22 protein-coding genes and 1 pseudogene are annotated in these 19,223 nt (G+C 68.9%); 9 read left to right on the top strand and 14 right to left on the bottom strand.

Annotated features, from left to right (window positions below):
- Positions 1 to 81 precede the first annotated feature (81 nt).
- The 5 genes from QQ657_RS02470 to QQ657_RS02450 form a co-directional block, all read right to left on the bottom strand.
- Positions 82 to 1,821: a chloride channel protein gene (locus QQ657_RS02470; protein ID WP_284740357.1), complete on the bottom strand. Its 1,740-nt coding sequence runs from the start codon at positions 1,819 to 1,821 to the stop codon at positions 82 to 84.
- A gap of 45 nt (positions 1,822 to 1,866) precedes the next feature.
- Positions 1,867 to 2,295, bottom strand: a complete 429-nt coding sequence (locus tag QQ657_RS02465) for an SPW repeat domain-containing protein (protein WP_284740356.1) — start codon at positions 2,293 to 2,295, stop codon at positions 1,867 to 1,869.
- Between the two features lie 276 nt (positions 2,296 to 2,571).
- On the bottom strand, positions 2,572 to 3,864 hold the full coding sequence (locus QQ657_RS02460) for an ArsB/NhaD family transporter (protein ID WP_284740355.1): 1,293 nt from the start codon (positions 3,862 to 3,864) through the stop codon (positions 2,572 to 2,574).
- A 16-nt stretch (positions 3,865 to 3,880) separates the two neighbouring features.
- Complete coding sequence (locus tag QQ657_RS02455; protein WP_284740354.1) at positions 3,881 to 4,327, bottom strand: CBS domain-containing protein; 447 nt, start codon at positions 4,325 to 4,327, stop codon at positions 3,881 to 3,883.
- A 39-nt stretch (positions 4,328 to 4,366) separates the two neighbouring features.
- Positions 4,367 to 5,572 carry a cation:proton antiporter gene (locus tag QQ657_RS02450; protein WP_284740353.1) on the bottom strand — a complete coding sequence of 402 codons (1,206 nt, stop codon included), beginning with the start codon at positions 5,570 to 5,572 and terminating at the stop codon, positions 4,367 to 4,369.
- A 202-nt stretch (positions 5,573 to 5,774) separates the two neighbouring features.
- Between QQ657_RS02450 and QQ657_RS02445 the strand changes: the two genes are divergently transcribed.
- From QQ657_RS02445 to QQ657_RS02435, 3 genes are all read left to right on the top strand, one after another.
- Positions 5,775 to 7,154 (top strand): APC family permease, encoded by a 1,380-nt coding sequence (locus QQ657_RS02445; RefSeq protein ID WP_284740352.1) that lies wholly within the window; start codon positions 5,775 to 5,777, stop codon positions 7,152 to 7,154.
- Positions 7,155 to 7,198: 44 nt separating this feature from the next.
- Entirely contained in the window at positions 7,199 to 7,432 is a 234-nt protein-coding gene (locus tag QQ657_RS02440) for a DUF4232 domain-containing protein (protein WP_284740351.1), read from the top strand.
- Between the two features lie 558 nt (positions 7,433 to 7,990).
- Complete coding sequence (locus QQ657_RS02435; RefSeq protein WP_284740350.1) at positions 7,991 to 8,935, top strand: hypothetical protein; 945 nt, start codon at positions 7,991 to 7,993, stop codon at positions 8,933 to 8,935.
- Between the two features lie 257 nt (positions 8,936 to 9,192).
- Here QQ657_RS02435 and QQ657_RS02430 read toward each other — a convergent pair whose 3' ends face one another.
- The 3 genes from QQ657_RS02430 to QQ657_RS02420 form a co-directional block, all read right to left on the bottom strand.
- Positions 9,193 to 9,771 (bottom strand): maleylpyruvate isomerase N-terminal domain-containing protein, encoded by a 579-nt coding sequence (locus tag QQ657_RS02430; RefSeq protein ID WP_284740349.1) that lies wholly within the window; start codon positions 9,769 to 9,771, stop codon positions 9,193 to 9,195.
- 71 nt (positions 9,772 to 9,842) lie between these two features.
- Complete coding sequence (locus tag QQ657_RS02425; protein WP_284740348.1) at positions 9,843 to 10,178, bottom strand: TfoX/Sxy family protein; 336 nt, start codon at positions 10,176 to 10,178, stop codon at positions 9,843 to 9,845.
- Positions 10,178 to 11,128, bottom strand: a complete 951-nt coding sequence (locus QQ657_RS02420) for an alpha/beta fold hydrolase (protein ID WP_284740347.1) — start codon at positions 11,126 to 11,128, stop codon at positions 10,178 to 10,180. The genes QQ657_RS02425 and QQ657_RS02420 overlap by 1 nt, the downstream gene beginning before the upstream one ends.
- Positions 11,129 to 11,152: 24 nt before the next feature.
- On the opposite strand from QQ657_RS02420, the gene QQ657_RS02415 reads away from it, so the two are divergent.
- Together QQ657_RS02415 and QQ657_RS02410 are read left to right on the top strand one after the other, a co-directional pair.
- Entirely contained in the window at positions 11,153 to 11,809 is a 657-nt protein-coding gene (locus QQ657_RS02415; RefSeq protein WP_284740346.1) for a winged helix-turn-helix transcriptional regulator, read from the top strand.
- Between the two features lie 40 nt (positions 11,810 to 11,849).
- Positions 11,850 to 12,611 (top strand): class I SAM-dependent methyltransferase, encoded by a 762-nt coding sequence (locus QQ657_RS02410; RefSeq protein WP_284740345.1) that lies wholly within the window; start codon positions 11,850 to 11,852, stop codon positions 12,609 to 12,611.
- Between the two features lie 332 nt (positions 12,612 to 12,943).
- Here QQ657_RS02410 and QQ657_RS02405 read toward each other — a convergent pair whose 3' ends face one another.
- Positions 12,944 to 13,615 (bottom strand): haloacid dehalogenase type II, encoded by a 672-nt coding sequence (locus tag QQ657_RS02405; RefSeq protein ID WP_284740344.1) that lies wholly within the window; start codon positions 13,613 to 13,615, stop codon positions 12,944 to 12,946.
- An 82-nt stretch (positions 13,616 to 13,697) separates the two neighbouring features.
- Here QQ657_RS02405 and QQ657_RS02400 point away from each other — a divergent pair, with 82 nt between their 5' ends.
- Complete coding sequence (locus QQ657_RS02400; protein WP_434056709.1) at positions 13,698 to 14,048, top strand: ArsR/SmtB family transcription factor; 351 nt, start codon at positions 13,698 to 13,700, stop codon at positions 14,046 to 14,048.
- A 130-nt stretch (positions 14,049 to 14,178) separates the two neighbouring features.
- Here the strand turns inward: QQ657_RS02400 and QQ657_RS02395 are convergent, their stop codons facing one another.
- Together QQ657_RS02395 and QQ657_RS02390 are read right to left on the bottom strand one after the other, a co-directional pair.
- On the bottom strand, positions 14,179 to 15,051 hold the full coding sequence (locus tag QQ657_RS02395; RefSeq protein ID WP_284740342.1) for a cytochrome c biogenesis CcdA family protein: 873 nt from the start codon (positions 15,049 to 15,051) through the stop codon (positions 14,179 to 14,181).
- 1 nt (position 15,052) lies between these two features.
- Positions 15,053 to 15,430: a redoxin family protein gene (locus QQ657_RS02390; protein ID WP_284740341.1), complete on the bottom strand. Its 378-nt coding sequence runs from the start codon at positions 15,428 to 15,430 to the stop codon at positions 15,053 to 15,055.
- Positions 15,431 to 15,440: 10 nt separating this feature from the next.
- Between QQ657_RS02390 and QQ657_RS02385 the strand changes: the two genes are divergently transcribed.
- Both QQ657_RS02385 and QQ657_RS02380 read left to right on the top strand, forming a co-directional pair.
- Positions 15,441 to 15,698 carry a hypothetical protein gene (locus QQ657_RS02385; protein ID WP_284740340.1) on the top strand — a complete coding sequence of 86 codons (258 nt, stop codon included), beginning with the start codon at positions 15,441 to 15,443 and terminating at the stop codon, positions 15,696 to 15,698.
- Positions 15,699 to 15,820: 122 nt separating this feature from the next.
- Complete coding sequence (locus tag QQ657_RS02380; protein WP_284740339.1) at positions 15,821 to 16,546, top strand: MIP/aquaporin family protein; 726 nt, start codon at positions 15,821 to 15,823, stop codon at positions 16,544 to 16,546.
- Between the two features lie 517 nt (positions 16,547 to 17,063).
- Here QQ657_RS02380 and QQ657_RS02375 read toward each other — a convergent pair.
- The 3 genes and pseudogenes from QQ657_RS02375 to QQ657_RS02370 all read right to left on the bottom strand — a co-directional run bounded on the left by QQ657_RS02375 (position 17,064) and on the right by QQ657_RS02370 (position 18,029).
- Entirely contained in the window at positions 17,064 to 17,702 is a 639-nt protein-coding gene (locus tag QQ657_RS02375; protein ID WP_350310631.1) for a class I SAM-dependent methyltransferase, read from the bottom strand.
- A pseudogene (locus tag QQ657_RS56615) lies at positions 17,676 to 17,904 on the bottom strand (SLC13 family permease); the annotation flags it as partial. The gene QQ657_RS02375 and the pseudogene QQ657_RS56615, both read right to left, overlap by 27 nt.
- Positions 17,889 to 18,029, bottom strand: a complete 141-nt coding sequence (locus QQ657_RS02370) for a hypothetical protein (protein ID WP_284740337.1) — start codon at positions 18,027 to 18,029, stop codon at positions 17,889 to 17,891. The gene QQ657_RS02370 and the pseudogene QQ657_RS56615, both read right to left, overlap by 16 nt.
- A 220-nt stretch (positions 18,030 to 18,249) precedes the next feature.
- On the opposite strand from QQ657_RS02370, the gene QQ657_RS02365 reads away from it, so the two are divergent.
- A complete protein-coding gene (locus tag QQ657_RS02365; protein WP_284740336.1) occupies positions 18,250 to 19,137 on the top strand; it encodes a LysR family transcriptional regulator in 888 nt (295 codons plus the stop codon).
- Positions 19,138 to 19,223 lie beyond the last annotated feature (86 nt).

The following is a 19,223-nucleotide window of genomic DNA, read 5'->3' as shown; positions in this document are numbered from 1 at the left end:
GGTTTCCTATCCGTCGAAAAGAACGCGCCTGGCCGGCGGGGAACAACGTGAAAGCTCCCGCCCAGCGGATCCGGTCAGAGGTCACGCCGACGCGAGCGAGGACAGCACCGCCTGGTGCGTGAGCCAGCCGGTCAGCTGGTGGTCGCCGTCGAGCACCGGCAAACCGGTGCCGGGGGCGTTCGTCAACGCGGTCAAGGCGTCGGCGAGCGACGTCTCGCAGGTGACCAGGGGCGGCAACTCGGCCAGGTCCCCCACGGTGCCGTCGTGGTCGTCGCCCAGCGCCTCGGCGACGGCTTGCGCCGTGACGCAGCCCTGGTAACGGCCTTCTTCGTCGACCACCGGCAAGATGCCGTGCCCGGACACCGCCAGGGCGTGCGCGGCCCGCTCCAGCGGTGTACTGGCCGACAGGGGTTCGGGAAGTGGCTCGGCGACGGTTTCGACCGTCGTGGCGGCGAGCCGGCGTTCCTGCGGGTGCCGGTCGAGGTCTACGCCCCGGCGGCGCAGCTTGAGCGTGTAGATCGTGTCCCGGGAAAGCGCCCGGCTGGTCGCCGTGGCGATCACGATCGCGGTGAGCATCGGCAGGATGATCGTGTACTGGCCGGTCAGCTCGAACAGCACGATCACCGCCGTGATCGGCGCCCGCGCGGCTCCCGCGAACGCGGCCCCCATCCCGATCAGCCCGTAGACGCCCGGCGACGCGGTCAGTGACGGCAGCCACGCGTGCACGACGATCCCGAAGGCCGTCCCGCCCATCGCGCCGATGAACAGCGACGGCGCGAACACCCCGCCCGAGCCGCCGATGCCGATCGTCAGGCCCGTCGCGACGATCTTGCCCACCAGCAACAGCAGCAGGAACCCGATCAGGTACTTGCCTTCGACGGCGTTCTGCAGCACGGGATACCCGACGCCGTACATCTGCGGCAGGACCAGCAGCAGCCCACCGAGGAACACCCCACCGACGGCCGGACGCAGCCATTCCGGCCCGCGCCACACCCAGTCGCAGAAGTCCTCGACCCAGTACAGGACCCGGGTGAACAGCACCCCGCACGCACCCACGACGACCCCGAGCACGACGAAGAGCAGGTATTCGACGGGGTTATGCAGGGTGAAGGGCGGCAGGTCGAGGAACGCAGTGTTCCCGAACGCGGCCCGCCCGACCACGCTCGCGGTCACACTGGCCAGCACCACCGCGCCGAACGACTCCGCGGCGAAGTCGCGCAGGATCAGCTCCATCGCGAAGAACGGGCCGGCCAGCGGCGCGTTGAACGTCGCCGCGATCCCGCCCGCCGCACCGCACGCCACGAGCACCCGCAGGCGGGACTCGGGCAGCCGGGTGAGGCGGCCCAGGGTGGAGCCGAGCGCAGACCCGATCTGCACGATCGGGCCCTCGCGCCCGACCGAACCGCCGGAGCCGATGGTCAACGCCGACGCCAGCGCCTTCACCGCGCTGACCTGCGCGGGAATCCGGCCGCCGCGCTCGGCGACCGCGTACATCACCTCAGGAACGCCGTGGCCGCGCGCCTCCGGCGCGAACTTGTACACCAGCGGCCCGTAGATCAGCCCCGCGACCACCGGCGCGAGCAGCAGGAACCACGGCCCCAGCTCCGGGAGCCACGGGTGGGCGGCTCGACCGGCGTCGGCGTAGTCGGCCTGCCCGGAGAACAGGTGGGTGAACGTCGTGATCAGCCAGCGGAACACGATGGCGCCGAGCCCGGCGCCCGCGCCGATGAGCACGGCCAGCCCGACCAGACCGCTCCGGCTGTCCCGCAGCCATCTCCCGATCGGCTGCCGGACCGGGACCGGGACACGCCTGACCGACATGCTGTTACCTGTAGACACTATTGCATTATGCAACACTTGTTCCGATCACGCGGCGCGGTCCCCCACCTGCGCCTTCGCTCGCTGCCGGTAGGTCAGCACCGCACTGAGCTCGCTCAACCCCAGGAGTAGCACGCTCACGACGAGGTCGGTGACGACAACGCGAGCGAGCTCATACCCCAGCACGAACGGCGCGACGACGAGCCACAGCCCCAGCACGGCATTGACGACGCTGAACGCCGGGAAATCCCGGGGCACCACGGTCCGGACCAGGGCCAGCACGCCGACCACCAGCGCCACCAGCACGTCGATGCCGTTGGCGAGGCCGCCTCGCACCTCGCTGAAGTGCAGCACGTAGGGCGCGAAGCCGAGCCACAGCGCCGCCACGAAGGCCAGCGAACTGGGCAAACTCGGCGTCAACGCGCCTTCGGTGCCCGGTCCGATCCAGAAGTGCTGTTCGACACCACGGGTGACCATGATCCCTCCGGCGTTCCTCGTCGCTTACCGTTGCATACAACAACAGTTTACTCTCCTGACGAAGAACTGTCGCGGCGGCGAGGCACCGCTCTGTACCCCGCCGCCGCGTCATGACGCCGCTTCCGCCCAGGCCGGAGCCTTTCGGCACCCCGGGGTCCGCGCCCCCAAACCCATGACGCGTTCCCTCGCTCACGACGGCCGCTCCGGACCCGCCGGCGCCGGACTCCACTGTCCCGTGGAACTCTCCGGCCGGACCTGACGATTTCCTTGCGATCCTCAGCCGAGTACGAAGTAGCGCAGCCAGAGGTAGGGCGCGGCGATCAGCACCGTCAGCAGCGTGACCTGAGCGCCCTTGCGGGTGAACTCCCAGAACGAGATCGGGCTCCCCGACCGCGCCGCGATGCCGAGCATCACCACGTTGGCGCTCGCGCCGATCGCCGTCATGTTGCCCCCGAAGTCCGCGCCGAGAGCCAGCGACCACCAGAGCGCCTCCGAGTGCGCCGGATCGGGGATGTCCTGGGTGAGCGCCAGCACCAGCGGGCTCATAGTCGCCACGTACGGGATGTTGTCGATCACCCCGGACAGCAGCGCGGACACCACGAGGATCAGCATCACCGCGAGCAGCGCGTTACCGCCGGTGGCGTCGGCGGCCAGCTTGGCGAGGTTCCCGATGACACCGGTCTTGACCAGCGCGCCGATCATCACGAACAGTCCGGCGAAGAAGAGCAGGGTCTCCCACTCGACGCCGGCGAGGTACTGCTCGGGACTCGCGCGGGAGATGAGCACGAGCACTCCCGCGCCCAGCAGCGCGACGATCGAGGGCTCGATGTGGAACAGCGAGTGGCCGACGAAGCCCACGAACACCGCCAGCAGCACGACACCGCACTTGATCAGCAGGCCGCGGTCGTGGATCGCCTCGCGCTCGTTGAGCCGCATCACGTCGGCGACCCGGTCCGGGTCGACTGCGAACGATCCGCGGAACACCCAGCGCAACGCGAACGCGAACGCGACCAGTTCGATGGCGACGATCGGGGCCATGTTGACCAGGAAGTCGTTGAACGTCAGGCCCGCCCGGCTGCCGATGATGATGTTGGGCGGGTCGCCGATCAGCGTCGCCGCGCCGCCGATGTTCGAGGCCAGCACCTCGGCGATGAGGAACGGCGTGGGCTTGATGTCGAGCCGGTCGCAGACCAGCAGCGTGACCGGGGCGACCAGCAGCACGGTCGTGACGTTGTCGAGGAACGCCGACGCGATCGCGGTGATGAGCGCCAGCAGCACCATGATCCGCAGCGGCGAGCCCTTGGCCCGCTTGGCCGCCCAGATGGCGATGTACTCGAAGACGCCGGTGCGGCGCAGCACCCCGACGATGATCATCATCCCGAGCAGCAGGAAGACGACGTTCCAGTCGATGCCGGTGTCATGGGAATAGAACGCGTCGTCGGCTCCGGTCACGCCCAGAGCCAGGACCACCCCGGCCCCGGCCAGCGCCGCGACCATCTTGGGAATCTTCTCGGTGGCGATGAAGACGTAGGCGATGACGAAGACGACAACGGCGAGGATGGTGCTCATCGCACCGTCCCCCGGGTCAGCGGGGCGTCAGCGCCAGCTCCAGCAGCCGCGATGCGGAGATCACGCCCAGCAGCCGCTTGTCCTCCATGACCGCGACCAGCGGGCAGCGCAGGCGGGCCATGATCGCCGCGACCTCCACGATCGTGTCGTCGGCCTGCACCCGTGGCAGCTCCGACGGCTTCTCCGGCAGCAGCGACCGCACCGTCTTGCCGCTCAGCTTGCCCGCGGCCCGGTCGGCCATCGACTCGTCCAGCACCCCGGCCAGCGACGGGTCGTCCTGCACGTACCGCGGTACCAGGAACTGCACGACCTGTGAGGCAGGCAGGATCGAACACGGGCACCCCGACGCATCGGTCACCACGAGGCCCGGCAGCCGCCGCTCCGCCAGTAGCTGCGCCGCGGCCAGCGCGTCGGAGTCCAGGTCCACGACCGGGTAGTCCTCGGCCATCTCCACTGCGTGCATCTGCCCAGCGTACGGCGGGCGGGCCGGTTTCGTGCGGCACTATCCGGCGCTCCTTTCGGGTTCTTGACGGCCGGTAGGCAGGTTGTCCGGTGGCTCGAAGCTCAGCGCCTTCGCGACCGGGACGTCAGTGGAAGAGTGCAGGACGATGGACAACGCGATGGTGACGGTGACCAGGTCGAACACCAGCTCCGCGTCGGGGATGCCGGACTGCAGGGCGAGCAGGCCGTAGACGACCGACGCGAACCCCTTGGGCCCGAACCACGCGGCGGCGGCCCGTTCCCGGCCCGACATCTTCGTGCGCAGCAGCGACAAGGCCATCGCGGCCGGGCGGACCAGAACGATCGCCAGCACGGCGAGCACCCAGCCGCCGACACTCAGATGGGAGAGCCGGTCCGGAGTGACCAGCGCGCCGAACACCAGCAGGGCGGCGAACTTGGTGATCTCCGACAGCAGGTCGCCGAGCGGTTCGAAATGCTCGGCGGCCACCTTGTCCATCGTGGCGAGCGTCGAGCCGGCCGCGAAGGCGGCCAGGTACGGGTTGGCGTGGGTCAGGTGGCACGCGGCGTACAGCATCACCGCGATCGCGAGCGGGCCGAGGGCCTGCAGCCGGGGCTCGGCGGTGAGGACCTTGAGCCGCCAGGCGAGGGTGACCAGCGCGGGGATCGCGATGCCCAGCACCAGGCCGAGCACCAGCTCGATCCCGACCGTGCCCAGGTCGGAGTCCGCGTGGGCGGCGGTGGCCAGGAAGATCAGCACGAACGGCAGGGCGAGCCCGTCGTTGAGCCCCGAATCGACGTTCAGCAGCCGCCGCAGCCGCAGCGGGACGTCGTCGCGGCCGACGATCGCCGCCGCGAACACCGGGTCGGTCGGTGAGAGGATCGCGCCCAGCAGCAGGGCCGTCGGCCAGTCCAGCCCGACCAGGAAGTGCGCCGGCACGGCGATCCCGACCATCGTGAGCGGCATGCCCAGGCCCAGTGCCCGGCCGGAGAGCCGCCAGCCCTCCCGCAGCGCGCGGACGTTGGCGCGCTGGCCATCGGTGAACAGCACCGTGAAGAGCGCGATGTCGGCGAGCGCGGTGACCAGTGGATCGTGCGGAGCAATCTTCACCAGCCCGAAGCCGCCCTGGCCGATCAGCGCGCCGGCGAGCAGGAACAGCAATGCCGTCGACAGCACGGTCCGCGCGGCGACACCGGAGAGGGACACGCTGATGAGCAAGACGACGCCGAACGCCAGTACGAGCGCCATGGAAAATCCGTCCTCGAGTCGCGTCCTCCGTCCGCTTCGAACGAAGGGCCGACCAGACTTCCCGGCACTCCAAGCGTAAAGATGCCGCAAAAATACGCCCGGGGCAAACCGGATACGCATACCGGGCCGCCAGGGTGGGCATGCCCGCACCGCAGGATTTCGCAAAGATCGCGCGTTCCGGCTTGACACGGAGGAAACACGCTTGACCCAGCTGAAGAGCCGGCGCGGACCGGTGACGCCCAGCCGCGCGGTGCTGCTTTTCGCCTTCGCCTTCGCCGTGATGGCCGACCCGGTGTCTTCGGTCGCCTACGCCATCGAAGCCGCGCTGCGGGCGCTGCGCGGCGACCTCGCCCTCCTGCTTCCCACGATGGCGCTCGTCGTCGGGATCGTCGTGCTCGTCATCGTCAACTACCACCAGCTCGTCGCCCGGTACCCCCAGGGCGGCGGTGCGGCCGCCGCGACCGGGGAGGCGTTCGGCGAAGGCACCGCCTTCGTCCCGATCGGCGCGCTGATCGTCGATTTCGTGCTGACGATCGCGATCAGCTCGGCAGCGGGCGCGTCCGCGGTGATCGCGTTCTTCCCGGCCCTCGCTCCGTGGCGGGTCCTGATCGCGGTGCTCCTCGTCGCCGGCGTCGCGGGCGGCACCTGGTTCGGCCACCTGGGTCGCACGGTGTTCGCGCTGATGACGGTGGCGTTCATCGTGCTCACCGTCGTGGTCCTGGTGTCGGCGTTCTTCGTGCCCGCTCGGGCTGCCGCGGCACCCTCGCCCGATCCCGGCCACTCCCCGCTCATCGCGGTCGCACTCGCCTTCCCGGTGGCGATGGCGCTGGCCACCGGGATCGAGGCGCCATCGTCGGCGATCGCCCAGCTCGGGCAGCTCGACGACCGGGGGCGCCGCCGCTTCGGCCGGGTGACCCTCTGGCTGACGCTCGGCGTGGTCGGCACGAGCACCCTGGGCCTGACGGCGCAGGCGGTCCGTCTCGGCGTCGGGGTCCCGCACGAGGACACCACGCAGATCGCCGAGCTCGCGCGGGCCGCGACGTCGACATTGGTCTTCGCGGCTTTCCAGCTCACCACCGCGCTGCTGCTGCTTTCCGCGGCGAGCTCGTCGTTCCAGGCCGGGCCCGGGCTGTTCAAGGCACTCGCCCGGCACCACCACGCCGACGGCACGAGCACGGGCATCCTGCCGGCGTGGCTGGGCCGGACGAACAGCCACCACACGCCGTACTGGGGTGTCGTGGTCTTCATGACCGCGGCGGCTCTGGTCACCGCGGCCGCGGGCGGCCGCGACCAAGAGCTGGTGCTCTTCTACGCCGCCTCGGTGTTCGTCAGCTTCTTCGCCGGCTTGGTGGCGATGGCGCGATTCTCGTGGCGGGAACGCCGGTTCGGGTTCCTGGTGATCAACGTCGCCGGGGCGCTCGCCGTGGCCTTCACCCTGGCGGTGAACCTCACCCGCGGCGACCCGGTCGTCTCGATCGCCGGCGCATTGCTCATCGGCGCCGCCCTGTATGCGCTGTGGGTGCGGTCCGGGCGGCCGCGTGGCATCCGCAACGTCGCCGCCGAAGCCGAAGGGGACGACTGAAACCCAGCTGCCCGGCTCACGCACCGGCGCCCGATCCGTGTGCCGTGCAGGGCTTTCCCGGAGTGTCCTATGTGGCCGGAGACGGCGGTCACCAGGCCGGCGAGTCCGCCTACCGCACCGGCGCGAAGGGCAACCCGGTCGAGCTGAACCCCAGGCAGACCGCGGCAGCCGACATCCAGTTCGTCAACGTGCACAACCACCCCGACGACATCTGCCGGCCGACTCCCGCGCGCGGACTACGCATCTACCTGCCGCAGGAGACCGTGCGTCCAGCCTGACCCGCACCACCTTCGAAGGAGTTCTCGGAGTAACCATGGTCAGGCGTTCGTCCGCGAGTGCCCGACCGTGCACCTGGTCATCGGAGTGATCGGCAACTATTCATCGTCGGTTCGTTCGGCATGCTGCTTGGCGCCGTCGGTCAGGCGCTGTACTTGCACGAGCGGCACCGGCTCAACGGCGCCCGGCCAGCAGCCGGTCTGGCAGCAAGACCGCCTCCGCTGAAGCGCAACCCAAGTCCCCGAAGTCGGCGCTAGACAGTCGCGACGGATGATCCGCCGCGGAGGACAGATGCGATCGACGTCACCGGGTAGGGCGATCGGAGCGCTGATCTTCGTACTGGCCGGGTTCCTGACGATATGACTCTCCGCGGACGCTGCCGGCATCGTGTCGGCTGCCGCGTCACCGGTCGTGCTCCCCGCGCCTGCGGGCCCGGAACACAGCCGCAGCGCCGACCGCCCACGCGACCAGCCACAAAGGTCACTCCACAGGCCGGCGACTCGCTGGTCGAACACATACGGCGACAGCAACAGCCAGACCCCGGCCAGGAAGGCCGTGGCGTGGGTGGCGGCGAACACCACGCTGCACCGCGCCGTCACCGGCTCCGCGCGGCACACATCACCGACGAGAACGCACTCGAACAAGCCGCGATCGCCGACATCGAAGCAGCCCAATTCTCCGTCTCCTCCGACAGCGAACTCGGCGTCGCGCAGGTCCGCCAGGAAGAGCAGGACCACGTTCGTGGCGACGCCGTCGCTGCCATTCAGTGGTTCGTCGATGCGGGCGGTGTGATCGATGACCGTTCCGGTATTGAGTTCGTTGAAGCTACAGAGTCCGTGGTCGAGATCGACGAACGCGGCGTACCGCTCTCGGCCTGGCCTCAATTCGCCGCACTCTTCCCGCTGTGCACCTGCGGCGCGGACACCTGTGATCAATGCAGCGGCTTCCAGGTGACACCACGAACAGCAGTAGCCCTATGGACCGCCGCCGGGGTCCTACCGGATCAGGCCTACGACGATGTGCTCGAACACGGCGACGAGTCCGTCGACGACACTGGCGCCTGGTCCGTGTTCGACGAATTCCCGCGAATTACCTGGCGACAGAACGCCGTCTGGCGCCGACAAGCCGCACGCTCCTTCGACGACATCAGCGACGACCTCGCCGCCGGCAACTGGCCCCGACCCCGCTGCCCAGCCGAAGAAATGGCCCTGCACCTCATCCTGCGCTCCGCTGAAGCCACCGTCGGCGACGACTGGGCCGACTTCACCAAACGCTACGCAGACCTGCCCGAACACGACAACGACCACGACTGGGACATGCTCGCCGAAACACTGCTCCAAGACATCGACATACTCGCGCTCTTCAGCAAGCAACTCGACGGCATCGAAGACCCCGACTCCGAACAAAACCGAGAACTCGGTATCGGCGACTACCGGCCACAAGCCTGGTTCGAGCCGTTCCTCGACATGGACGCACGAGACCCACGACGGCCCTTCCGCCGCTGATCGAGATCAACAGCCGGGGACACCGAACCGCGTGGGGCGTCCACCAAGTACCTTCAGCACATCCGCCGAGCACTCCGCCAGAGTCCTGCCCGCCAATTGCCGGGCAACGCCGAGCCGAGGCGGCCGGACCGAGGTGCGGCACCTGGAACGGTCGATCGACACCCTCGCCGAGACACCGGCACCACCATGATCAACCTGGCCTCGGATCCGGCGCGAGACCTTCCGCAAACGCATGGATCGCTCCATGAGCGACGCTGTCATCTTGACCAACGGATACCGCCGGTCATCGTGCTACGGGGCGTTGATGGCGGTGAGCATGCGGGTGAGCTTCCATGGACGGCGTCCCCAGATCCGGCCTTCTCCTGGTTCACGAAAGCAGTGGGCGGCAGCGCCGCGATGAGCGGAAGCACGCCGCCCTCGACCGCGAGCAGCGCGTGGCGACGCCGCACCGGCCACGGGCGCCCGGCGGCCCTGGCGATGTCATGGCCGTGCATCAGGCATTCCACGAGCAGGTGACACGCCACCGTCGACGGCGGCAGGCGGACACCTTGCAGCCAATCGACGGTGACTGCTCCCGAGCGCGACACGACGTCGTCGAACTCGGTGGCCAGCGCGCCAATGCGATCAGCGAGTGCGGCCGGGTCCCGTTCGCCGTCCTCGGCCAGCAGCTTCGCGTTGACCTCGGCCATTCCCGCCGCCGTCACCACGGCTTCCGGGACCGGTCTTCCGGCGATGGCATCGGTGTCGAAGCGAAAGACATGCGACAGATGGGCGGCGACATCGCTCACCGTCCAGGTGCCGACCGAAACGGAGTCGGCGTCAGGGATGCTGCGCACGCAGTCTGGCGAGGCCGGGGACGATGTCGCGCACCGCCGCGCGGGCCTGGACCAGGGTGTCCGCCATCGGTTCACTTCCGCGGCGGGAGCGCTCTGGCGGTGGTCGTGCCCACGGCGAGCCATCGGGACAGCTGACGCTTGGTGCGCAGATCGTCGCCGTCGATGTGCAGCCAGCCCTGAATCGCTCGACCTTTCATCTCCATCGGCTGTGCGTTGGTGGTCGCGAGGAGACGGTCGGCGCGTGCGGGATCGACCCGCACCAGAAGGCCGCCTTGGCTGCTCGCCGCCACTGCCATCTTGCCGGCGACGAGAAAGGCGAGTCCGCCGAACATCGCCTGTTCGGTCACCGGCGAGCCGTCCGCCAGCAGTTCCCGGACCCGGTCGGCCAGGTGCACGTCGTAGGCCACTACGACTCCCTTGACGTATTCCGCCGGACGTCCCCGCGAGCCGAAGGCGCGAACCGCCAGTCGCGGATCGCCGCCGCGAACTCCCCGGGTGCGTCGGACTGCACGAAATGGCCGGCGCCTTCGACGATGACGGTGTGGTGGTCGGCGAAGAGCCGCTCCCATCGCTGTCGCTCTTTGGCCCGGAAGGCGATGTCGGCGTCGCCCCACACGATGAGCGTCGGGAGGTCCGCGAGATCGGCGAGGCCGGCCTCGACACCGGCGAGAAAGGCGCGGCCGGCGGTGATGTGCCGGGGAAGCACGGCCGAGGCGGCACGTCGCTCGAGAGTGGCGAGAGCCTGCCGGTAGTGGGCCATCTCGCCGGCGGTCGGCTTTCGCAGCCGGTGCCCGGCCGGGATCATCACGTTGACGAACAGGTTGAGCCGCCTTGTCAGTTCGCGTCCGACCGGTCCACCCAGGAGGCGGGAGGCCAGTTCGACGGGCAGATCGCCGTTGAGTGGCCACGCCCAGGTGTTCGCCAGGACAAGGCGATCGAACGTGCCCGGCCGCTGCTGGGCCGCGGACAAGCCGATCGGGCCTCCCCAGTCGTGGGCGACGAGGGTGGCGTCCGACAGGCCCAGGTGGTCGAGGAACGCGACCACCACGGCGGCATGGTCCTCGGGGAGAAAGCGATATCCCGGCCGGGCCGAGGACAGCCCGAAGCCGGGGTAGTCCAGGGCGACGCAGCGGAACCGCCCTCGCAGGGCGCGGATCACGTCGCGGTACACGAACGACCAGGTCGGGTTGCCGTGCAGGAACAGCAGTGTCGGCCCGGACCCTTCGTCCACGTAATGCACCGTGTGCCCGTCGATGGTGACGAAGCGGCTCTCGAAGGGGAACAGCTCGTCGTCCACCCACACCGGCCGTCCCATGACCACGCTCCTCTCGTAGCTCGACTGGATATTGTCAGGCATGCTTGAGATTGTAAAGTGGACGCTATGAGTCGAAGCTACGGCCAGTACTGCGGTCTCGCCCGGGCGCTCGACGTCGTGGGCGACCGGTGGAACCTGCTCATCGTCCGCCAGCTGCTCATCGCTCCCGCCCGCTACCGCGAACTGCTCGACGGGCTCCCCGGCGTGGCCACCAACCTGCTCGCCGACCGGCTCCGCGATCTCGAGACCGCCGGAGTGGTCGAGCGGCGCCTGGCCGACGAGGGCAACGCCATCGTGTACGCGCTTACCCCGTGGGGCGCCGAGCTGCGGGAGCCGGTCGAGGACCTCATCCGCTGGTCCACGCCGCTCATGGCACGCGGGCCGGGCGGCGACCGCTTCCACGCCGAATGGCTCCTCGTCGCCCTCCCGGCCCTGCTCGCCGGCCAGACGCCCGCCCGCCCGGCATCGACGGTGGGAATCGCGGTCGACGGCGAGCTGCTCCAGGTGCGTACAACGCGCTCGGGCATCGAGGTAAGCCGGCATGACGGTCGCGATCTCGACGCCGTCGTGCGCGCCGACCCCTCGATCGTGCTCGGGCTGACAGCGGGCGCGCTCACCCTCGACGACACCCGCGGGCTCGTCGACATCGACGGCGACGAAGCCGCCGTCCGAGCCATCTTCAACACCCGACGCGCCGACGTCGGAGGCTCCGCGCGCCGATGACCACTCACGCCGCATCGGGTCAGGGGACGATGATGAGGAGATGACTGCCGGCTCCCGGGCTCATTCGTTCAACTTGGCTGCTGCCCAGTACGACGCGAGCCGTCCGTCGTATCCGCCCGCGCTCTTCGACTTCATCGAGGAGTGCGCGAGCCGGCCTCTGGCAGGCATCCGCGTCGCCGATGTCGGCGCGGGCACCGGAATCGCGTCGACCCTCCTGCGCCAGCGGGGCGCTGATGTGATCGCCGTCGAGCCTGGGGAGGCGATGGCCACCGCATTTCAGCGGGCGCTCCCGGGCGTGCCGATCGTCCGGGGTGACGGCAACGCCCTCCCCCTCGCCGATTCCTCGCACGACCTCATCACGTATGCACAATCCTGGCAATGGACCGACACCCCCCGTTCCGTCCCGGAGGCGCTACGTGTCCTGCGCCCCGGCGGCGCGCTCGCGATCTGGTGGAACACCACCGCTTTCGACGTGCCATGGATCCGTGCCCAGCACGAGCGCATCGCGCACCACTGCGGAGTGCCCCCGCGTTCCGCGGTGCGTCCCGACGACAGCGAAGCTGTCCGGCTCGCGGGCCTCGCGGGACTGCGGGTCGCGCGTCGACACATCCGCTGGCAGCGAACGGTTCCCCTCGACACGCACCTCGCCAACATCAGCAGCCGCTCGGCCTTCCTGGTCCTCGACCAGACCACAAACCGCGCCTTTCTCGCCGAGGAACGCACGCGACTACGTGAAGCTTTCCCCGACGAGACAGTGGAAGAGACCTATGTCGTTGATCTGCTGGTAGCCGCTCGTCCGTGACTTGGCGCTGTCTCCATGCTCGCCAGGCATCCGGACGGCAGGCCCGGATCGACTTCAACGCGGCGAGATTTCGCCGCACCCAAGTTCCGCCTGTTCACATCACAAGGTGTGTCGTCGCCGACGAATTGACAGCCGTGGAAGTACGTCGCACCCTCGGTTCGATGACAGGTCGCGGTGCCCGGTCGGTCCGGCCCCGTTCACCCCGGGCAGGCGCCGCCGGTCGGGCGGCTCCCGAGTGGACCGAACTCGTCGAAAGCGAACGTAGGGTCGGGGAACTTCTCCAACGCTTCCTCGGTCCGCTCAACTCCCCGCGGACCGCTCTCACGCCGCGCTCATCGAGCGCCGTACCGGGCGATGAGCTGGGTGGCGACGTCGTCGATGTCGGCCGCGGTCAGGGTGGGCGTGCTCGAGGCAGGCAGTGGGAGGCGCCGGTCTCGGGACACGAAAGCCGTGGCGAGTCCGGCGGCCGCGGCTCCGGTGATGTCCCAGCCGTGGGCGGCGATCAGGATCGCGTCGGCCGGAGCGACCTGCTCGGTCCGCAGAACAAGCTGGTAGGGCTCGGGCGCGGGCTTGAGCTGACCGACCTGGTCGGCGGAATACACCGCGTCGATCAGCGATCGCAGGCCGGCGTTGCGCAGTTGCTCCTCGGCCACAGCCGAGACGGAGTTGGTCAGGGTGACCACGCCGAACCCGGCGGCACGCAGCCGGCTGATCGCGTCGTGCACCTCGGGGTGGGCCGGGAGTTTGCGCAGGCGTTCACCGAGTTCGCGCTGGTGATCAGGAGTGGCCGTGCGACCGTGGGCCACGGCGATCGGGGGCAGGCAGGCCGCGGCGATCTGACCGAATGGGTGGTAGTCCCGGGCGGCAGTCAACGCCAGGGCGTTGTGGATCATCAGATCGAACCAGTCCCGCCGGGCCCTCGGGTCGCCGGTGAGGTCGGCGAAGAACTCGTCGAGCGCGGCCAGGTCGAGCAGCGTCTCGTTGACGTCGAACACGCACAGCACGGGAACCTCCAGAGGTATGATGGGTGCCGTACCAAGAAGGTACGATAGTTGTCATACCTTTGTCGAGGAGGTTCGCGTGGATATGCCCGTGCCGCCGATTGGCGAGGTCGATCTCGGGCAGGTGTTCCGCACGCTGGCCGACCCGTTGCGCCGCGCGGTGATCGCCGAACTCGCTGCCGACCTGACCGACGGCGAGCGCGCGTGCTCCTCGTTCCCCATGCCGGTGACGAAATCGACGAAGACCCACCATTGGCGAGCACTGCGCGAAGCCGGGCTGATCGTGCAACGCGATGCGGGCAACGGCACCTTCGTCCGCTTGCGCCGAGCCGAGTTCGAACAGCGGTTCCCCGGCCTGCTCACCACCGTGACCGTACTCACCCACCAACCCCAGAGCGCGCCCCACCACAGCGCGATCGGTAGCGCGAAAACCTGACCACCGGTGTGGTCGACCGGCCCGCCCCCATTGCAGCTGTGGTCGTGTTGCGTTTCCGAGCGTGACGGCGATTGCCATTACGCGGATCGGGTCGCCTTGCCCTGGACCACCAGAGGGAATTGCGGTGGGCCTACGCCAGCATGTCGTCCGAGGACACTCGGGAGCGTCGGCGAATACGCAGGCGGGCAAGCAGAACACCGACGCCCACAAGCACCAAGAGGCCCAGCACCAACGGCACTGGCCCGGCCCGGTCCACCAATCCGGCGAGTACTGCCTGCACCTTGCCGGCGCCGTCCACGATCGGGTCCTCAGCCGACCCATCAGCGTGGAACAGACGCAGTTCGTACACCCCGTAGTAGCCGATGTAGAGGCCGGCCAGTACCAGGATCGCGCCGCCGATGCGGTTGACATACGGCAGAACGCGCCGCACCCACGTGGTGACCGCGGTGCTCGCCAGGGCGACCGACACCGCCAGTACACCGACCACAAGAGCCATCCCCAGCCCGTACACCAGATACGCCGCAATACCGGTGACCAGCGAACCACTGCGGAACGTCTGACTGGTCACGGCCAGGAACGGCCCGATCGTGCAGGACAGCGACACCACAGCATAGGCAAGACCGTAGCCGAACATCGACTTCAGCCGCGCGGTCGGCGCACCCTTGCGAGGTTTCGGGACGAGCAGCGTGATCTGTTTACCCGCCAGCATCCACACCCCGAGCCCCACCATGACGACACCGACCACCACGGTCACCGCCGGCAGGTACTCCTGCACCGAGGTGCCCAGTGGCGCCACGACCAGGCCGAACGCGCCGAACACGGTCAGGAAACCCAGTGCCATCAGGCCGGTGACAGCCAGCGCCCGCCACACCGCGGCCATCGTGGCACGCGACTCCCCCGCGACTGCCAGCGTCAAATAGGCGGGCAGCATCGCGAATCCGCACGGGTTGACCGCGGCGACCATGCCCGCCGCCAGCGCGAAACCGAAGATGTCGAGATTCATCTCAGGCGGCGGTCAGCGCGGTGACCCGGTCGGTCAGCGCGGATTCGGACAGTTGCTGCTTGACCACGTCGATCTTTCCATCCGGGCTGATGAACGCGTACGCGGGCTGTTGGGTAACCCCGAATCGGGTCCAGATCGCCGCATCCAGATCAGCCAGGTGGGTGAAACCACTGACCTTGTATTCGGTGACGAACTTCCGCATCGCGGGCAGCGCGTCCTGGGCAGCGACCCCGACAAAGGTGACCTTGCCGGCGGTGGCCTGCGCCGCGGCCGCCACCCTCGGTGCCTCCGCACGGCACTTCGGGCACCACGGGGCCCAGAACCACAGCACGACCTTCTTCCCGGCCAGGCTCTCGCCCGAGAAGCTCTGCCCGTCCACGGTCTGCACGGTGAACTTCAAACGGTCGGATACCGGCACCGACGCGCTCGTGGATGTGGCCGTCGGCGCGCTGGTCGTCGCCCCGGGCGCGTTGGTGCCGGGTGCGGTCGAGCTCGTGGGCGCGCCGCACGCGGCGAGCGGAATTGTGAGAACCACGGCGAGCAGAGCTCGTGCGGTTCGACGGCGAAACATCGGCGACCTCCTTGGGCTGAGAGCCGATCCTTGCGCACCGGCCGCATTGTCATTGCAGAGCAGCGTTGCCGTGTAAGGGATCCGTAAGACTATTCACCGGGTTCGGCGGTATGCCGCGATACCGGCTCGCGGCAGGTTGGAGACGCAAGCACATCCATCGGGCCACGTCGCGGCCCCGGTAAGGGAGGACTCCTCACTGTGCATGTCGCACTGGTTCGCCGTCTGATCGCGGAGCTGGCCGGCACCGCAATCTTGTGCACATTCGGTATCGGCGCAGCCGTGGCGGTCACTGCCGCCTCGGCCGGCGGCGGAGGGCTGCTGATCGTCGCGCTGGCGCACGGTCTCGCGCTCGCCGTGGCCATCTACGCCTTCGGCGCGACATCCGGCGGCCACTTCAATCCCACCGTCACCCTCGCCCTGGCCGCGCGCGGCAAGTTCGCCTGGCGCGAGGTTCCCGGATACCTGGTGGCTCAACTTCTTGGCGGATTCCTCGCCGCGGTACTGGTCTACGCGGCGTACACGAACACCGCACTCGACGCCGGCCTCGGCGCGACATCCTTCGGACCGAGCGTCTCCTTCGCACAAGCCATGCTCGCCGAAGCCGTGGGCGCCTTCATCCTGGTCACCGCCGTGTTCGCGTTGGCCGTCGCGCCGGACGCACCACGAGGCGTGCACGGGTTCGGCATCGGCTTGGCGTTGGCCACCCAGATCATGGTGTTCGGACCGCTCACCGGCGCATCGGTGAACCTGGCCCGCACCCTCGGCCCCGACGTCGTGCTGTCCCTGGCCGGCCGGAACGTGCCCCGGTCCCAACTGGCCGCATACCTCGTCGCACCCCTCGTGGGTGGCCTGGCCGCGGCGTTCCTGCACGACCTCGTGACACGTCGCGCATCAGCGAAAACCGTGACCACGGAACAGGTATGACACGCGATGGCTGACAGCCCGCCGCCCGGAAACCCGCTATCACAGTTACAAGCACACCTCGAAGCACACCTGGTCTGTGCACGCACCTGCCAAGCAGCAGCCCAAGGCTGGCTGATCGACGGCATATCCGTCACCTTCTCCAGTCACCGACTGGCTGAAGGTGACCACCTGAGCGTCCACCCTGACCCGGACAGGGCCTCGGGGACGCGATGCTGGTGTTGCGGTAACCAGTACCCGGATACGGAACTGATCCGCCTGAGTCAGCATCCAGAAGTAGGCGTGTGCCTGGCGTGCGCGCGATGGCTTCGACGACGTGCCGTCCAACGCCACGACGACACCAATCCCTCGCCAACAGCCGGCTGAAGGCCGGAATCCGGAGAGTCCGCGCCGAGATGATCCGGAAGGGCCGGCACCAACGCAGCCTGCTCGGCCGCCCGCTGCGTTGGATCGACCGCCACCTCCCATAGCCGACAGTCGATACCCCGATCCGGCTGACGCCACTGCACAACTCTGGCGATCACCGCCGGCAGTAGGCCGGGCAGGCACCTGTTGCGCGTGGCTGAGCGACACAGCGCCCCACCGTCGCGGGTGTCGGCAGCACCGCTGGACGGCGGCGATCGGTAGCCTGCGACAGCGTCATCGACAACGCGATCGTGACCGCCACCAGATCGAACACGACTTCGCTGTCGGCGATCTCCGGCTGCAGCGCCAGCAGCCCATACACCACCGACGCGAACCCCTTCGGCCCGAACCACGCCGCCGTCGCCCGCTCCCGGCCCGACGACGTCCGCAGCAACCACAGTGCCATCGCCGGCGGGCGCACCAGCACGATCGCCACCACCGCCAGCACCCAGCCGCCAACGCTCAGGTGCGACAACCGTTCCGGGGTGATCAGCGCGCCGAACACCAGCAACGCCGCGAACTTCGTGATCTCCGACAGCAGCTCGCCGAACGGCTCGAACTGCTCCGCGGCGATCTTGTCCATCGTCTCTGTCGTGGAACCCGCGCAGCGCGGCGGTCTCGCGGGCGGTGTTGGCCGGCAATCGACTTCATAGAACGGGATCCCGCGCAGCTGCGGGAGCCGGTAGGCGCGGGCGTCGAACCCGGCGGCGAGACCGCCGTCCGCGGCCGCCTCGGAATGCGCGGGATCGGAAATGTCCTGGGTGAGCGCCAGGACCAGCGGGCTTATCGTCGCGACGTAGGGGATGTTGTCGAACACCCCGACAGCAGCACCGAGACCACCAGGATCAGCATGACCGCGAGCAGAGCGTTGCCCCGATGGCGTCGGCGGCGAGCTGGACCAGCTCGCCGATCACCCCGGCCTTCACGAGCGCGCCGATTATCACGAACAGCCCAGCGACAGGCACGCCACCGCCTCGATGAACGGCATGGTCATCCCGCCGGTGACCACACCCAGCACCATGCAGTCCGCGAGCGCCTTCCGCCGAATGACGATGGCCTGACCACGATGGCGAGTAGCCACGCGCCCAGGCGGGCCTGAGGGACGCGGCTCGTTCGGAGCCAATGCGGTCGAATAGGCCGACGGACACGGCAAGACCGAGCTGAACGCGCAGCATAGCGGCGACCGTGGAGGGCAACGCCGGATCGGTTCGAGAACGGTGCAGGTCCGGGAGTCTCCAGCACCGATCACCTCCGCTTGTCGATGCTGGACACAACGTTCGGGGATCATGGATAATTTGGCAATGGAGACGCGCCGGTTGCAGTTCCTTTTGGAACTCTCTCGCCAGGGGTCGATGCGAGCGGTGGCAGACGTACTCGGCACCACCACGTCGACGGTCTCGCAGCAGATCGCTGTGCTGGCCAAGGAGACCGGCGCGCCGCTGCTCGAACCCGACGGGCGCCGGGTGCGCCTGACACCGGCGGGGCGACGGCTGACTGAGCACGCCGTGACGATCCTGGCCGCCGTCGAGGCCGCCCGCGCCGATCTTGACCCACACGCCGAGCCGGCCGGCACCGTCCGCGTCGCCGGGTTCGCCACGGCTGTGCGGCGCTCCGTGCTACCTGCGATCGCCACCCTTGCCGAACAGCACCCCCGCATGCACGTCATCGTCAGCGAGTACGAGCCCATCGAAGCGCTGACGGCGCTGATTGCGGACGAGCTCGACCTCGCGCTCGTCTACGACTACAACCTCGCGCCGGCCACCGTGGACCCCGAACTCGCCGTCAATCCGCTGTGGAGCACACCATGGGGTCTCGGCGTCCCGGCGGCGGACGTGCGCCGGGTACGCGGCAAAGGCACCCTTGCGATCTTCGACGCGTTTCGCGACCACGACTGGATCGGCAACTCCCGAAACAACGCCGACGAGGACGTGTTTCGCGCGCTGGCGTCCACGGCCGGGTTCACCCCGCGGATCACGCATCGCGCGGACAATCTCGACCTTGTGGAAGACCTCATCACCGCCTCCGGTCACGGTGTCGGACTGCTGCCGATGGACCGCCCTACCGGCTCCGGAGTGGCCGTTCTCGCGCTCGCCGGTCCGGACCTCACGCAACGGGCGTTCGCGTGCACCCGCCGGGGCCGTGCCGCATGGCCTCCGCTCGAGTCGGTACTGAAACTGCTGGCCAAGTGACGATCGCGCCCCGACCGGCTCGGTTGGTCACCTCGCGGCCAGGGCAACAAGTTTGAAGGCTGGTCGGCTGAGCGCCCCACCATCCG

This window comes from Amycolatopsis ponsaeliensis, from assembly GCF_030182635.1.
GTDB lineage: Bacteria > Actinomycetota > Actinomycetes > Mycobacteriales > Pseudonocardiaceae > Amycolatopsis > Amycolatopsis ponsaeliensis.
This window is presented reverse-complemented; position numbering and strand designations above follow the sequence as displayed.